We start from the raw sequence: 15,829 nt of genomic DNA on the forward strand, positions 1-15,829 counted from the left end.
ATGATTTGCGTTTTTGCTAATGCAAACGTTCAAATAGAAGAATTTTATTCTGTGGGGAGATAGTAAGACGAAAGTAGCCTTTCAGGCCCAGGGAAGTGACAAAAGGACGCAGACGAGAGGTGGGGATCTGCACGCGATGACCGCTGTCTGCGGTCATGATCACGTTTTTCAAAGATGGCTGGTACAGTGCCTCACACTCGGTGTAAGACACTGACAGCTGAAAATAGTAAACCTTGTTATTGTTCACTGTTGGATTGGTACGCCAGACTTTTACTGACTTTTTCAAACAAGTCGCTGCTCAGCTCCTTCACTCCCAGCAAACGATTCAGTTGCGTTTTCATGAGCTGCTGATGCGCCGGACTAAAGTTGTGCCATTGCGTCAGCGGCGTCACGATACGGGCTGCAACCTGAGGATTGACCTTATCAAGTTCCATCAGGTAATCCGTCACAAACTTATAGCCTGAACCATCCAGGTTATGAAAACCTGCGGTATTGAAAAAAGCAAAGCTGCCCACCACGGCGCGCACCCGGTTCGGATTTCCAATGGTAAATTGGGGATGCTGCTGAAGCAGGGTCAGCTGACTAAGAATATCGTCGCGCTCCGTGGTAGCGTGCAAGCCAAACCACTTATCCAGCACCAGGGGATCCTGATTCCAGCGCTGCTCAAATTCTTCCATCAGGGTTTCAAATACCTGGCGTTGCCCAGCCTGCGCGGCTTTTAGTGCGCCCAGTGTATCTGTCATGTTATCGGCCTGGGCAAACTGCGTTTTAATCGCGCCTTGCTGATCGTCAAGTCGGGCCAGATGCACCAATACCTGGTTGCGACAACGCCGGGCATTCACTGCCTGCTGTGAATAGGTATAAGCGGATGTACTGATACTGTTAAAAATGGCTTTAAGTGGTTCGGCCAGTCTGACTGAAAAGGCCTGGCAGAACGCGTCGCGGGCACTATTCAGCGCGGCAACATCGACCTGGGAACGGGTCTGGCATAATGTTTCAAAGCTGGGAATAACCAGGCATTCACCCAGCAGCTCATGGTTATCCGCCTCACCAGTCAGCACCGCCTCAAGCCCCTGCCAGATTGTGTCATCTACCGCTTCTGGCGTACCCTGCTCGTAGCAGTTAATGCACCAACTATATAATGATTGCAACGCGTCCCAGCGGTTGAAACTGTCATGGGCATACTGAAAAACATTCAGCAACTGCGCAGCATTCAAATCATTGTGCACTTTTGCCGGCGCAGAGAAATTACCCAGAATCACCGGGATCAGGGGTTCTTCAACATCGCTGAACGTCAGCGTTAATTCTGATTTGTCCAGAATCACCATGCCGTCTTTAACCAAACCATCATCATCACTATAGTGATTGCCCTGACTATCGATACAGTCAAAGGTTACCGGCATGAACAGGGCAGCTTTGGTGCGCTGATCGGCAGTGGGCGCCGTACGCTGCGATAAGGTCACGGTCATTTTGCCGGTGCTGTCATCAAAAACTGATGATACGGTAATAACCGGGGTGCCCGATTGCGAGTACCATAAAGCAAAATGAGATAAGTCCAGGTCGGTTGCTGTTTGCATCGCCGCGACAAAGTCGTCGCAGGTTACCGCCTGACCATCGTGACGGCGGAAATACTCGTCCATACCTTTGCGGAAACCTTGCGGCCCCAGTAATGTATGGAACATACGAATAACTTCAGCGCCTTTGTCATACACTGTCACCGTATAGAAGTTATTCATTTCAATGACTTCTTCAGGACGAATAGGATGACTCATCGCGCTGGCATCTTCGGCAAACTGGTGTTCGCGCATGACTCTGACATGCTTAATACGATTGCTCAGCGGTGATGTCATATCAGCACTGAACTGCTGATCACGAAAAACCGTCAGGCCCTCTTTCAGGCTCAGCTGAAACCAGTCACGACAAGTGACCCGGTTACCCGTCCAGTTATGGAAATATTCATGAGCAATCACTGACTCGACATTAAAAAAGTCTTCGTCGGTGGCGCTATCCTGGTCAGCCAGCACAAATTTGCTGTTAAAGACGTTCAGGCCTTTATTTTCCATCGCGCCCATATTGAAGAAGTCAACAGCCACAATCATGTAGATGTCCAGGTCATATTCCAGCCCAAAAGTATCTTCATCCCATTTCATGGCACGCTTTAATGACGCCAGCGCAAAATGACCACGCTCACGTTTACCTTTATCTACATACAGCTCTAGCTTAACTGGCTTACCACTGCTGGTGGTGTAAGTATCTTCCAGCAAATCAAAATCACCGGCTACCATTGCAAATAAATAGCTTGGCTTGGGATGCGGGTCCTGCCAGGTTACCCAGTGGGTGCCATCATCGTTATCTCCCCGGGCAATCGGATTACCGTTGGCCAGCAGTGTCGGATACTGCTGCTTATCACCGTGCAGGGTGACTTCAAACGTCGCCAGTACGTCCGGGCGGTCCAGATAATAGGTAATACGGCGAAAGCCCTCGGCCTCACACTGGGTACAGTATGTACCGGCAGATAAATACAGGCCTTCAAGCGCCCGGTTATTCTGTGGGTCGATGGTGTTAACGATGGTCAGTGTGAATTGTTCGGGCACATTGCTAATAAGCAACTGGCCGTCAACGACCTGATAGTCAGAATGGGGCTGGTCGTTGATGACCACACTATCAAGCTGAATTTTATCGCCGTCCAAAGCCAGGGCGTTACCTTCACTGGCAAGACGTTTTACCTGACTTGTGGTTTCCACCCGGGTGGTAGTCGGATGCAGGCGAACATCCATTTTTACATCGGTAATGGTAAAAACAGGCGGCTGATAATCCGCCCGTTTTTTAGCTTGCATACTCATTCATCCTCCTTGGGATTAGGCTTCAGTCTCCTTTGTTTCAAAAGGAGGTTTTATTCTGAGAATCTTAATACCTACATAGGCGTAAATTACTGCCAATACAGGATTTATCACGTTGAAGAACGCGTAGAAAATATATTCAAACGGGTGTACACCCAGCACGCCATGCATGTAAGCACCACAGGTATTCCATGGGATCAGTGGAGACGTCAGCGTACCGCCGTCTTCAAGACTGCGCGACAGATTCAGCTGGTGCAGGCCACGTTTTTCGTATTCTTTTTTGTACATCCGGCCAGGCATTACAATGGCAATATACTGGTCAGCGGTAACCAGGTTAGTTCCCAGGCACGTTAAAATTGTGCGGCTAATCATGTCACCGGCTGACTTAGCTCCTTTAAGAATGGTGCTCACCGCGCGTTTTAACAAGCCTACTTTTTCTAAAACCGCACCAAATGACATGGCAGAGATAATCAGCCAGATCGTGTTCAGCATAGATGACATACCGCCCCGGCTTAACAGACTGTTCAGGTTTTCATCCGGCGTGGAGAAACTCACTCCGTCAAACAATGCCGTCCACACAACTTTTAAGGTACCGACCGCCGAAGAGTCAGATGCATCAGCCATCGACAGTACCACATCCTGCTGAAACAACACTGCCCATAAGGCACCAACCAGGGCACCAATAGATACCGCCGGAAATGCCGGCATTTTTTTGATTGCCAGGGTGAGTAGCAATACCAGCGGAACTAGCAAATACCAGCCTAAATCAAACGACTCCGCCAACAAAACCTGCATGGATTCAATACGTTCAACACTGGCGCCTGAAGACTGGCTGAAACCAAGAATAACAAACAGAATCAGGGTTATCACATAGCTGGGGATGGTAGTCCACAACATATAGCGAATGTGTTCAAATAAGTCAGTTCCTGCCACAGCCGGGGCCAGATTGGTGGTTTCTGATAAAGGTGAAATCTTATCGCCAAAATAAGAGCCAGAAACAACCGCACCGGCAGCAATAGCCGGCGACATATCCATCCCGGCTGCTACACCCATCAGGGCCACACCGACTGTCGCGGCGGTTGTCCAGGAGCTACCAATACTCATCGCTACCACGCCACAAATCAAGCAGCTGGCTGCGTAAAAGAAAGACGGATTCAGCAGTTCAAGACCGTAGTAAATCAACGTCGGGACGGTGCCTGCCAGCATCCACGTGCCAATCAGTGAGCCAACAGCCAGCAGGATCAGACATGCCCCCAGAGACATGGAAATTCCATTGACGATTCCCTGTTCGATGTCAGCCCATTTATGGCCGTTTTTCATGCCTATAATAGCCGCCATACCGGTGGCCAGTAGCAGCGCTATCTGGTTAGGCCCGAAAGAAGAGTTATCACCAAAAAGGTATACCGCTGAGCCCATCATGATTACCAGCGCAATAACAGGTAACAAGGCATCTAACAGGGAGGGTTCTTTGATTTTATCAGTCATTATTATAGGTCTTCTAATTAGATCACAGAACGGACAAACATAACGGCAATGATGACCGGACAAACAAAACGTACGTACCAGGGCCAGATTTTCCAGAACAGGCTGTGTTCTGCGGCTTCATCGCCCTGTTTAAGCTCAGCCAGAATAGCATCTCGGCGCCAGACCCAGCCGGCAAATATACACAATACCAGTCCCAGTAATGGCTGGCTCCACTCGGTGGTTAGCTTGACAACCATTCCGAAGAGCTGGTCGAAATTCAGCATGATGATGCAACTGGCAGCAAAAATGATAGCGGTCATCAGCCACACGGCTTTTTTGCGTTGCATCCCTTTGCTCTCAACCAGATATGAAACCGGTACTTCCAGCATCGAAATCGACGAAGTGACAGACGCGATGCCCATGAGTGCAAAGAATGCCATCGACACAACAATACCCATAGTGCCGATAGAACCGAACAACGCCGGCAATACGGTAAATATGAGCTTATCACCATCAATCAGTACACCGTCAGCATTGAAAATCTCAACACCGTTGTACAGAGCAACATACATGGCGGGAATAATCAGCATACCCGCAATAATCGCAACGCCGATATCGACCAACGCAACCGAAGCACCAATGCGCGGCAGGTTTTCCTGTTTGCTAACGTAAGAACCATATACCAGCATAGTACCGACACCCAATGACATTGAGAAAAATGCCTGTCCCATTGCGCTGATCAACAACTCGGCCTCAAACACGCGGCTAAAATCGGGTACCAGATAAGCACTCCAGCCTTCGGCAGCGCCCGGCTGCATACTGACATAGCCAATCAATAACAAGATGATAATCACCAGGGTTGGCATCAGACGTACGGACCATTTTTCAATACCGGCTTTCACACCGCCCAGCACAATCAGTGACGTCAACACCATAAAGATGGCGCAGAAAATGATATTACGCGGCGTAGAAAAGGATACCAGCCACTGAGAGGCAGCGTCTGCACCAACCAGCGATACCGCCCCGTCGGCCAGATAAGCCAGCATCCAGCCACCTACAATGGCATAAAAAGCCAGAATCATGGAAACGGTGACAAACCCCCATGCACCGGTAGCCCGGCCAATAGCAGATCCATTTGAAATACTGCCCAGCGCATCGATCATATTGGAACGGGTTGCCCGGCCAATAATTAATTCGGCCATCAGAACCGGGTAAGAAAGAACAAAGGCCAGTAACAGATATACCAGCACAAATGCCGCACCACCATTAGTGGCAACTTGTGTCGGAAAACCCCAAATATTTCCCAACCCGACGGCAGATCCCGCAGCGGCTAATATAAAGCCGATACGCGACGAGAATTCACCTCGCATAGCCATGTGTATGTTCCCAATTATTATTGTTGTCGTTTGTGTGCTACATATACAAAAAGGGCTGGCTTTTTAGCACCAGCCCTTTGTATTTGCTTTATTATTTTTGATGAATTGCGTACTTTCCAGTGTTCAGCATATCGTATGTGATGTTGGCGGCTTCATCCAGAAACGGGTCCAGCTCTTCCAGATCATCGGGCAGATCATCCATCGACTCAACCGGCTCTTTGCCCATGCGCGCTAAGCGTTCATTGGCACGTCTAAGCTCCAGTTTTTCGTCTTCGTCTTTTTCTGCCAGGCGTTCAGATTCCACTAAAGAAACATAATCGCGCTCTTTTTTCTCTTTGTAATCCTTGATGTCTTCCTGCAGATAACCAAACTCAGGATCCTGCATAATGCGCTTATTATGCTTGGCTGTCAGCACATCCAGGGCATTCTGCGCATCACCGAAAGTGGCATAATTTGCCCGGTCAATGCTATCCCATGGCAAAGCTGATTCTTCCTGGCTTTCGCCCCACTCGGCCGGGTCAATCGGTGACGGATAAGTGATATCCGGTACCACGCCTTTGTGCTGTGTACTACCGCCATTGATACGGTAGAACTTAGCAATGGTGAACTGCACACTGCCCAGCGGATTTTCATACAAATCATAAATCCGGCCAAGACCACGATGCTGTTGTACGGTGCCCTTTCCAAAGGTTTGTTCACCCACAATCAGTGCACGGTTGTAATCCTGCATGGCCGCGGCAAAAATTTCGGAGGCGGATGCACTGTACCGGTCAACCAGCACGGTTAGCGGGCCATCATAAGACACGCTGCCGTCAGTATCGCGGTTAACACTGATTTTACCTTCACCATAGCGAATCTGTACCACCGGGCCTTTTTCAATAAACAGGCCGGTTAGCAAAGTGGCTTCGGTCAGTGAACCACCACCGTTACCTCGCAGATCAACGATAATGCCTTTAACATCCTGCGCGTTCAGTTTTTCAATTTCTTTTTCAACGTCTGCATGCAGGTTGTTGTAGAAGCTTGGAATGGTAATGACGCCCAGCTTTTCGTCCTTATGCGGACCACTGTCAGGCGTATACACTTCAGATTTTGCGGCGCGGTCTTCCAGTTTAATCTTATCCCGGGTCAGGCTGACCACAGACATCGATTTACTTTCACTGGCCCCTTTTTGAACCTGCAGACGAACGGTTGAGCCTTTTGGCCCTTTGATCAGGTCTACCACTTCATCCAGACGCCAACCTACTACATCAACAAAATCTTCTTCATCCTGAGCCACGCCGATGATTTTATCTTCCGGCTTCAGCGCATTGGACTTATCGGCAGGGCCGCCCGCCACAATGCTTTTAATAATGGTGAAATCATCTTCACTTTGTAACACAGCACCAATGCCCTCAAATGACAAGTTCATGTCCATCTGGAAGCGTTCTGCATTACGGGGAGACAGGTAACTGGTGTGTGCCTCGATGGTTCGGGCAAACGAATTCATTACGCTTTGAAACACGTCTTCGCTTTGTGTTTGTTTCAAACGTTTAATAGCACGGTTATAACGCTTGGTCAGAAGATCTTTTGCTTCTTCCCAGGTTTTGCCAGCTAGAATCAGGTTCAGCGCGTCGTATTTAACCCGCTGGCGCCAGATTTCATCAAGCTCTTTTTCCGACGTGGGCCACTGGGCATCTTCACGGTCGTAATAAAACTTGTCACCGGCTTTTTCAAAGTCAAACTTTTCATCAAGCAGGCTTAATGCATATTCAAAACGCTGCAAACGGCGCTCTGAAGTAACATTAAACATATCGTAGGCAACTTTCATGTTACCGCGTGAAAGTGCCTCGTCAAAGTCGTCCTGATATTCGCGAAACGCGTCAATGTCTTCTTTCAGCAGAACCTGCTTATTGCTGTCCAGTGATTTTAGAAAACGGTCAAAGACCTGCTCTGACAAGGCGTTATCCAACGTAATTTCTTTGTAGTGAGCGCGGGTAAACAAAGCACTTACCCGCTTGGCAGCTACACTGTGCTGTGATTCCTGCTGCAATATCGGCAGGCCATCAACATCAGGTGTGCTGGTCACCGCGCCTGCGCCCACTCCCATAGTCAGGAATGCACCGGCGATAGAAATACGAAGGATATCTTTCATTTTACGACCTCTTGGAACTTGCCAAACGCAGCGCGTCTGCGTTCACTTTGACAACCATACCGGTATCAAGCTGAACGTGAATGCCATCTTTAGCAACTTCGGTAATGACGGCAGGCATTGGTGCCTTACCCAGTTTAACAGTAACCTTAGTCCCAGCCTGCAGATCACCGTCTGTTAATTTAGCAGGTGGTGTCTTGATTGGTCTGCTGGTTTTAGGTTTAGTTCCTTTTTTCGCATCGGCCGGACGCTGACGTGGTGTACCGGCAGAATCAGCACGTTTTGCCGGACGTTTGTCGCCTGCTTCACGCTGCTTTGCTTTACGCTTCTCTGCGGCCTTAGCTTTACTTTCTTCAAGCTGCTGGCGCGCGTGATCCGCATGTTCCTTTTCAATCTGCGCATCCTGATTACCGTCCAGGTCTACCCGATGGGCGCCTTCACGGATGCTATGCAGATAACGCCAGCTATTAGTATAGTGACGCAGTGTGGAACGCAGTAATGTTTTGCTGACTCTTTCGTCGTCATCAAGACGCTCTGCCAATTCCTGAAAAATGCCAATTTTTAGAGGGCGGGCTTCGCCTTCTGTGGAGAAACAGTGCGGAAAACGCTCGGCAAGATAGGCGATGACTTCTTTACTGTTTGAAAACTTCTCTGTTGCTTCCATTAAATTTAACGCTAGTTAGTAAAATTCCGAATTATCCGCATCATCCCAAGTTGCCAGCGTATGGTCAACCCAATCCAGCAATTCATCATCCTCGATGTCTAATAAACTGTCATTTCGGGCCCATTGCTCCCATGCGTAGTGCAATATTTGCTCAAGACGGCCTGTTTCAATGTCATCCTCTGCCCGATCGTAAACCGCGTGCAGAATAAAATTTAAACGCTCGGATGCCTCTTCGGGATCGTCAAACCGGTCATCCATGTCATTAATGGTCGCCAGCACCACATGAATATCGACATTATCTTTCATTGTTGCGACTCAACCAGAATGGCCGCAATGGCTTCCAGACCCGCTTTATCCTGTTCAGTAAAGCGCGAAAACTCAGGACTGTCGATATCCAGTACGCCTATCAGGGTATCGTTTACGATAAGTGGTATCACAATCTCTGAATTGGACGCGGCATCACAGGCAATATGTCCATCAAACTGGTGAACATCCTCAATCATCTGGGTAGTGCGGGTCTGGGCTGCGGTACCGCAAACGCCTTTGCCCATCGGAATGCGAATACAGGCAGGCTGGCCCTGAAATGGCCCCAGCACCAACTGGTCTTCTTTATACAGATAAAACCCTGCCCAGTTGACGGCCTCCAGATTATTAAACAATAGCGCACTGATATTGGCCATGTTGGCAATCAGGTCATGCTCACCGGAAACCAGTGCCTGCGCCTGCTGTTGCAGGCGTGAATAAAGTTGTTCAGTCAAAAGCTGCTCCACTCATTAATGTTATTACTGCAGGGCAAATGTCACGCTGACACTTGCCTTAATGTACTGTTGACCGGGCATCGCGCCAGTCGCGCTGTCAGCCATCATCATTTTAGCCCGGCTTTCCATTCTTACTGCCCCGCGGTTTCCTTCGCTCAGCGACTGGACCTGCCCAACCGTGACACCCAGTTCACGGGCCAGCAAACTGGCTCTTGATTTGGCGTCGCTAACGGCATTTATCAAGGCTTGCTGATACGCTTTATCCTGGTCTGCGGCAGTCAGTTCAAAATGGCTGATGCGGGTGACTCCCCGTTTCAGGGCACCGTCAATCAGCGCATCGTACTGATTTAGATTACCGTGCACAACTGTGACTTCACGACTCAGCACAAAGCCTTTTTCTTCGCGCCCCTGCGAGGTGGACTGATACCAGGGGTTTAGCTGAATCTGCATAGACTGAATATGCCGTTCAGCCACGCCCTGCTCTAGCAAAAAGTCACTTAGCTGGCGCATATCCTGTTGCATCCGGGTGTTCATCTTGGTCAGTGATTCGCCTTTTTGCTCCAGGATGAACGTCACAGAAAAGGTGTCTGGTACGATGACCGCAGAGCCTGTACCACTGACATGAATTTGCGGAACCGGCATTGCTACCGCAGTACTCTGAGCGAGTACCGGCGTTGTCAGTGAATTCATTAATAAGGCAGTGGCTATAAGCGCAATGGTTTTTCTTACTGGCATAGGTCATATCCTTTTATTGTGTAAGTTAAGAGTGTGTCGCCCAGACACTGAACCGTGAGTGAACAGCTTAACCAAAGAACCAGTAGCTGACACCAATGGCAGCCATCAGGCCTGCCACATCGGCTGCCAGACAACAGACTACGGCATACCGGGCATGTTTTATGCCCACGGCGCCCAGATAAACAGCCAGCACATAAAAAGTAGTTTCGGTGGAGCCTTGCATGACAGAGGCCAGTCTGCCGGCAAACGAGTCGGCGCCATGATGCTGCATGGTTTCTATCATCAGTGCCCGGGCCCCACTGCCGGATAAAGGTTTCATCAGCGCGGTTGGCAATGCTTCCACAAAGCGGGTGTCCATGCCCAGTGCGCCTACGACCGTAGCGATACCGGTTGCCAGTGCTTCCAGTAAACCACTGGCGCGTAACATGCCAATGGCAATCAGCATGGCCAGTAAAAACGGAATAAGCGAAATAGCGATTTCAAAACCTTTTTTCGCCCCATCAATAAACAACTCGTAGGTATTGAGCCCGCGCCGGTAACCGGTGACCAGGACCAGTACCACAAACGATAATAACAGGCAGTTGGCCAGCACTGACGACTGACCGGCCAGCTGTTCTGCCGCCAGGTTAGAAAAGTACAGTACCACCGCAGCCAACATGGCAAAGCCGCCGGCCAGATAAAGCAAAATAACCCGGTTAAACAGGTTAATACGCTGTACCATCGATGTCACAATCAGGCCGGCCAGTGTGGAGGCACTGGTTGCCAGCAAAATAGGTACAAACACATCTGTAGGCTGAGTAGCCCCCTGCTCGGCGCGATACAAAAATACCGCAATCGGAAACAGGGTGACCGAGGATGTATTTAAGACCAAAAATAAAATCTGGCTGTTGGTGATACGATCTTTGGTCCGGGTCAGCGTTTGCATATCCTGCATGGCTTTAATACCAAATGGTGTAGCGGCATTGTCCAGTCCCAGCATATTGGCAGACATATTCATGGTAATACTGCCTAGTGCCGGATGATTGGCCGGAATATCAGGCATCAGACGCCGCAACAACGGTGACAGCACCCTGGCCAGCTGATTGATCAGACCGGATTGTTCAGCCACCTGAAAAATTCCCATCCAGAACGCCAGTACCCCAATCAATCCCAGTGCAATCTCTACACTGAGCTGAGCCATATCGTTAATTGCGGTCATCACCGCTTCAAAACCGCCCGCCCCCTGGCCGAATATGGCACTCATGCAGGTGGCCAGAAATGCTGAAATGATAAAAAACAGCCAGATTCTGTGAATCATAACTACCTGTGTTATAAATTGTTCTTTGCCGCAGTGTAGCAAAGCAATCATCATTTTACTGCTTTTGAATGGCAAGGCTATGCACTTTCTTCCTACAATGCAAGCTCATAGGCTTGCCTAGTTTAAAGCAAGCTTATATACTTGCTACCAATGACATAACAGGATGTTTTATGATCGGTGTTCTTACCGCAGATCTGGTGGGGTCAACCCGGCTGGATACCAGTAGCTATCATTCAACCGTCAACGGGCTGGCAGATTATCTGGGCAGCTTGCAGAACCAGACTACACTGACCTTTTCGGTCTATCGTGGCGATGAATTCCAGATTGCTTTTGGTCAGCCTGAACAGGCATGTAAACTGACACTGCAGCTAAAAAGCTGGCTGGCGTCCGGTCACACCGTGCCGCCTTTACAGTGCACCATGAGCCTGGCGTTTGACAGTGGTGAAATGCAGGGCGCGGATCCTGGCCTAAACAATGGTCTGGCTTATATCAGGTCAGGCCGCAAACTGGAAACACTACGCAGTGCAGAACTGCTGATTCAGACCGCCGGTGATCAGCATGCCCCGGCCTTGCAAGTTATCTGTCAGCAGCTGGGTTATATTATGAATCGCCACAGTGCCCGACAGGCTGAACTGGTGCATCAGTATCTGGCATCAGACTTTGCGACTCACCAGAGCCTGGCGGAGCAGCTGGGGACGTCGAGACAAAATGTATCTGAACGCCTGCGGGCGGCGGGGGCAGACTTACTGCCCGAGACCATTACCTACATCAACAGCCTGTTACATAGCCCGACAACGGAGTAAGGATGACCCTGTTACTATTATTACTGACAGCCCATTTTATTGGTGACTTTTACCTGCAGCCCGACCGCTGGATTGCCGATAGAAATCAATCGGGGTGGCGCTCTGCTGCGCTGTATAAACACAGCGCTGTGCATCTTTTACTGTCTGTTGGCGCGCTTTATCTGGCCAGTGTGTCCGAGCCATCGCTCACCGCCATGCAAATCAGCAGTGCTGCGCTGGTTATTGCTGGCAGTCACTTGCTGATCGACTGGCTGAAAACCGGACACCACAGTACCACCGCCTTTATTGCCGACCAGCTCGCGCACGTAATTGTACTGGGCATGACCGCAGTCTGGCTGGGAAATATCAGTATGACAGTCGTCATGGCCTCGGCCATGACGCTACTGGCGCCAGACACCCTGGTGTGTCTGCTTGGCTATCTGATTGTACTGAATCCGGCCAGCATACTGATTGCCAAAATGCTGGCCCGACACACCGCTGTGCTTAACAGTATTGATAATCAGAGCCTGGGGACTGCCGGGCGATGGATTGGCTACGTGGAACGGGTACTGGCCCTGTCGTTTATTTTAGTTGATCAGTATACCGGGCTGGGCTTTCTGGTCGCGACTAAGACCGTGTTCCGGGTTGGAGATTTGTCTAAGGCAAAAGATATGCGCCTGACTGAGTATATGATGCTGGGCACACTGATGAGCTTTGCCACTGCCCTGATTGCCGGCTGGGCCATGGTCGCACTCATTAGCAAGTAGCGCCAATAAAAAAGCGGCTTTTATCAGCCGCTTTCAGTCAGTAACAAAACAGTGTTAAAGGTCTAGCGAATCACCCTGGCCAGACTGGCTACGCAATGATCAATATTGCGCGGTTTACAGGCATAGCCCATCAGCCCAATACGCCAGACTTTGCCTGCCAGGTCGCCCAGCCCGGCACCGATTTCCAGGTTATCGTTCTCCAGCAACTGTTTACGGGCAGCAGCATCATCCACGCCCGGTGGAATCGCCACAGCGTTAAGCTGAGGCAAACGGTAGTGGCTATCTACACTGAACTGCATTCCCAGCCCTTCCAGACCATCACGCAATGCTTCGTGGCCCTGCTGATGACGTTGCCAGCTTTGCTCAAGGCCTTCTTCTTTTAACATCAGCAGTGATTCATGCAGCGCATATAAGCTGTTTACCGGCGCGGTATGGTGATAAGCCCGCTTACCGCCTTGCCCCCAGTAACCCACAATAAGGTTCATATCAAGAAACCAGCTTTGTACCGGCGTTTTACGATTCTGAATAATCTCAACTGCGCGTGGGCTGAATGACACCGGTGATAAACCCGGCACACAGCTCAGGCATTTTTGCGAACCGGAATAAATGGCATCAATACCCCAGCCGTCCACATCCACTTCAATACCACCCAGCGATGTCACCGCATCAACCAGACTCAGACAATCGTATTGACGGGCCAGCGCGCACAGGGATTGAGCATCATTGCGCACCCCGGTGGATGTTTCGGCGTGAACAAAGGCCAGAATTTTAGCATCCGGATTGGCTTTCAGGGCATCCTCCACTTTTTGCAGGCTGGTTTGCTCTCCCCAGGCATCTTCTACCTTGATGGCCGTGCCGCCGCAGCGTGTGACATTTTCCACCATGCGGTTACCAAAGACACCGTTAATACACACCACCACCTTGTCGCCCGGCTCAACCAGATTGGCAAAACAGGCTTCCATTCCAGCCGATCCCGGCGCAGAAACCGGCATGGTCAGCGCATTGGTGGTCTTAAATGCATACTGAAGCAGCCCCTTGATGTCGTCCATCAGGTCAATAAACAGCGGGTCGAGATGACCCAGCGTTGGGCGCGCCATGGCATTTAATACTCTGGGGCTCACATCAGACGGACCAGGCCCCATTAAGGTGCGCTCTGGTGGGATAAATGTTTTAAAATTTTCCATAAACTAGCCCTTATTGAGAAATACCCCCTCATTGTTACAATATATTCACAAAACTACAATTGTCCATCATGAACATAAATAACATGAATACCAAACAGGAAGGAGGATAACGCGGGTAGATGAACATAGTCGGCAAGTCATGCCGGAAGAGTCAGACAAAAGCACCGAAAACAACTCATCGGACTGGTGAGCAAGACTATTGTTAAATAAAAGAAAATGGGCTATTTTTAAGCAATGAAAGTGAAGTTCACAAAAAATTCATAAATATTTGTTTATAAATTAGCCAGCAGTGATCTATTATTACTATTCGCTTTATTTGTTTGCATGAACTTCTCCCTTTGCAAAAGTTAGCGCACGGCTCAGCAATGAGCCATTCCCCTAGGCCCGGAATCACTTCCGGGCTTTTTTTATGCGTCGGGGCAACGTCTTACAGATAGGCAGAAGGATCAGATAAGACCGTCAGAGAGTCGGCAAAGGTGCGGCCATTTTCCACATAATGGTCGGCAGAGGCTTTAAGCATGTCTTCAGCGCGTGCATCGAGAGTCTTAATGACTTTACCGGGTGACCCCACCACCAGTGAATAGTCGGGGACTTCCATATTTTCAGTAATCAGAGCATTGGCCCCAATAACACAATACTTACCAATTTTTGCGCCATTGAGCACCACCGCATTGATGCCAATCAGGCTGTAATCATCAACCTGACATCCATGTAGCATGGCTTTGTGGCCCACCGTAACCCCCTGCCCCAGGCATAATCGTACCCCGTGGTCGGTATGCAGAATGCTGCCATCCTGAATATTGGTATCCGGGCCTATGTCAATGGTGTCACAGTCGCCGCGAATCACAGCGTTGAACCACACGCTGACATTACGGTTTAGGATCACATCACCAATCACATGCGCTCCCGGGGCAATATAGACCCCTTCGCTGATAGTCGGTTGCTTGTCTTTTAACTGATAAATCATGCGTTGTCAGTTGGCAGCAGGCGGATCATACCTTCCTGCATCGTACTTGCCACCAACTCTCCCTGTTGATTGAAAATCTGTCCCTTCACAATACCACGATTATTACCGGTAAAGGGGCTGTCCATCGTATACAGCAACCAGTCATTCAGGTTAACCGGACGGTGAAACCACATCGCATGGTCGATGGTGGCCATACGCAGATTGCTGTCAGATACCGCCAGGCCGTAATGCTGCAGCGCAGTACTTAAAAAGTGATAGTCAGAGGCATAGGCCAGCGTAGACTGATGCAGTTTAATATCATCATCCATCGGCTCACGCACTTTGAGCCATACATTGCGGGTAGGTTCCTGCTTTTTCGGCCTGAATGTACGGGTGGCATCCACCGTCCGGATATCAATCGGGCGATGGTAGCTCAGTGCTTCCTGCATGCCGGTAGACAGTTTTTCAAAGTTTTTCTCGTAAAAACTGATGTCAGACTCCAGTTCATCCGGGCCCGGGATATCCGGCATCTGGGCAAACTGGTGGTGGATGGCCTCTTCTTTCAGCTGAAACGAAGCGGTCATGTAAAAGATGTTTTTGCCATTTTGAACCGCTTTAACCCGGCGGGCTGAAAAGCTGCGACCATCTCGCACGACTTCGACATCGTAGACAACCGGCTTTTGGGCATCACCAGGCAACAGAAAATAAGTATGAAATGAGTGCACCACGCGATCGTCATCTACCGTGGCGTAGGCGGCTGCCAGCGCCTGGCCCAGTACCTGCCCGCCAAATAAGGCGCGAAAACCCAGATCCCAGCTCTGGCCACGAAACAGGCCTTTTTCGACGCTTTCAAGTTCAAACAACGAGGACATTTTAACCTCAGACATC

General features: G+C 49.8%; 15 protein-coding genes. 2 read left to right on the top strand and 13 right to left on the bottom strand.

The genetic code is table 11. The annotated features are described in order from the left end of the window. Positions 1-16: 16 nt before the first annotated feature. The 10 genes from EZV72_RS09050 to EZV72_RS09095 all read right to left on the bottom strand — a co-directional run bounded on the left by EZV72_RS09050 (position 17) and on the right by EZV72_RS09095 (position 11,262). On the bottom strand, positions 17-286 hold the full coding sequence (locus EZV72_RS09050) for a DUF2835 family protein (RefSeq protein WP_232364397.1): 270 nt from the start codon (positions 284-286) through the stop codon (positions 17-19). After that, the gene (gene pepN / locus EZV72_RS09055; protein ID WP_137166940.1) at positions 237-2,843 is read right to left on the bottom strand and encodes an aminopeptidase N; all 2,607 of its coding nucleotides are present in this window, start codon (positions 2,841-2,843) and stop codon (positions 237-239) included. The genes EZV72_RS09050 and pepN overlap by 50 nt, the downstream gene beginning before the upstream one ends. Before the next feature lie 15 nt (positions 2,844-2,858). After that, positions 2,859-4,325, bottom strand: coding sequence for a Na+/H+ antiporter NhaC (gene nhaC, locus EZV72_RS09060; RefSeq protein ID WP_137166941.1), 1,467 nt, complete (start codon positions 4,323-4,325; stop codon positions 2,859-2,861). Between the two features lie 17 nt (positions 4,326-4,342). Further along, positions 4,343-5,680: a sodium-dependent transporter gene (locus EZV72_RS09065; protein ID WP_137166942.1), complete on the bottom strand. Its 1,338-nt coding sequence runs from the start codon at positions 5,678-5,680 to the stop codon at positions 4,343-4,345. A 91-nt stretch (positions 5,681-5,771) separates the two neighbouring features. Next, positions 5,772-7,811, bottom strand: a complete 2,040-nt coding sequence (gene prc / locus EZV72_RS09070; RefSeq protein WP_137166943.1) for a carboxy terminal-processing peptidase — start codon at positions 7,809-7,811, stop codon at positions 5,772-5,774. Position 7,812: 1 nt separating this feature from the next. Continuing rightward, complete coding sequence (gene proQ, locus EZV72_RS09075; protein ID WP_137166944.1) at positions 7,813-8,472, bottom strand: RNA chaperone ProQ; 660 nt, start codon at positions 8,470-8,472, stop codon at positions 7,813-7,815. Positions 8,473-8,487: 15 nt separating this feature from the next. Continuing rightward, complete coding sequence (locus EZV72_RS09080; protein WP_137166945.1) at positions 8,488-8,778, bottom strand: hypothetical protein; 291 nt, start codon at positions 8,776-8,778, stop codon at positions 8,488-8,490. Further along, on the bottom strand, positions 8,775-9,230 hold the full coding sequence (locus EZV72_RS09085) for a GAF domain-containing protein (protein WP_232364398.1): 456 nt from the start codon (positions 9,228-9,230) through the stop codon (positions 8,775-8,777). Before EZV72_RS09085 ends, EZV72_RS09080 begins: the two co-directional genes overlap by 4 nt. A gap of 24 nt (positions 9,231-9,254) precedes the next feature. Beyond that, on the bottom strand, positions 9,255-9,965 hold the full coding sequence (locus EZV72_RS09090) for an SIMPL domain-containing protein (protein ID WP_137166946.1): 711 nt from the start codon (positions 9,963-9,965) through the stop codon (positions 9,255-9,257). Positions 9,966-10,032: 67 nt separating this feature from the next. Then, positions 10,033-11,262, bottom strand: a complete 1,230-nt coding sequence (locus EZV72_RS09095; protein WP_137166947.1) for a nucleoside recognition domain-containing protein — start codon at positions 11,260-11,262, stop codon at positions 10,033-10,035. A 170-nt stretch (positions 11,263-11,432) separates the two neighbouring features. Between EZV72_RS09095 and EZV72_RS09100 the strand changes: the two genes are divergently transcribed. Both EZV72_RS09100 and EZV72_RS09105 read left to right on the top strand, forming a co-directional pair. After that, positions 11,433-12,065: a hypothetical protein gene (locus EZV72_RS09100; protein WP_137166948.1), complete on the top strand. Its 633-nt coding sequence runs from the start codon at positions 11,433-11,435 to the stop codon at positions 12,063-12,065. 2 nt (positions 12,066-12,067) lie between these two features. Beyond that, entirely contained in the window at positions 12,068-12,811 is a 744-nt protein-coding gene (locus EZV72_RS09105) for a DUF3307 domain-containing protein (protein WP_137166949.1), read from the top strand. Between the two features lie 62 nt (positions 12,812-12,873). Here EZV72_RS09105 and EZV72_RS09110 read toward each other — a convergent pair whose 3' ends face one another. The 3 genes from EZV72_RS09110 to EZV72_RS09120 all read right to left on the bottom strand — a co-directional run bounded on the left by EZV72_RS09110 (position 12,874) and on the right by EZV72_RS09120 (position 15,828). Beyond that, complete coding sequence (locus EZV72_RS09110) at positions 12,874-13,995, bottom strand: pyridoxal-phosphate-dependent aminotransferase family protein (RefSeq protein ID WP_232364399.1); 1,122 nt, start codon at positions 13,993-13,995, stop codon at positions 12,874-12,876. A gap of 427 nt (positions 13,996-14,422) precedes the next feature. Next, entirely contained in the window at positions 14,423-14,962 is a 540-nt protein-coding gene (locus EZV72_RS09115) for a gamma carbonic anhydrase family protein (protein ID WP_137166950.1), read from the bottom strand. Beyond that, positions 14,959-15,828: an acyl-CoA thioesterase gene (locus tag EZV72_RS09120; protein ID WP_137166951.1), complete on the bottom strand. Its 870-nt coding sequence runs from the start codon at positions 15,826-15,828 to the stop codon at positions 14,959-14,961. Before EZV72_RS09120 ends, EZV72_RS09115 begins: the two co-directional genes overlap by 4 nt. Position 15,829 lies beyond the last annotated feature (1 nt).

Source organism: Salinimonas lutimaris (assembly GCF_005222225.1).
In the GTDB taxonomy this organism is placed as follows: domain Bacteria; phylum Pseudomonadota; class Gammaproteobacteria; order Enterobacterales; family Alteromonadaceae; genus Alteromonas; species Alteromonas lutimaris.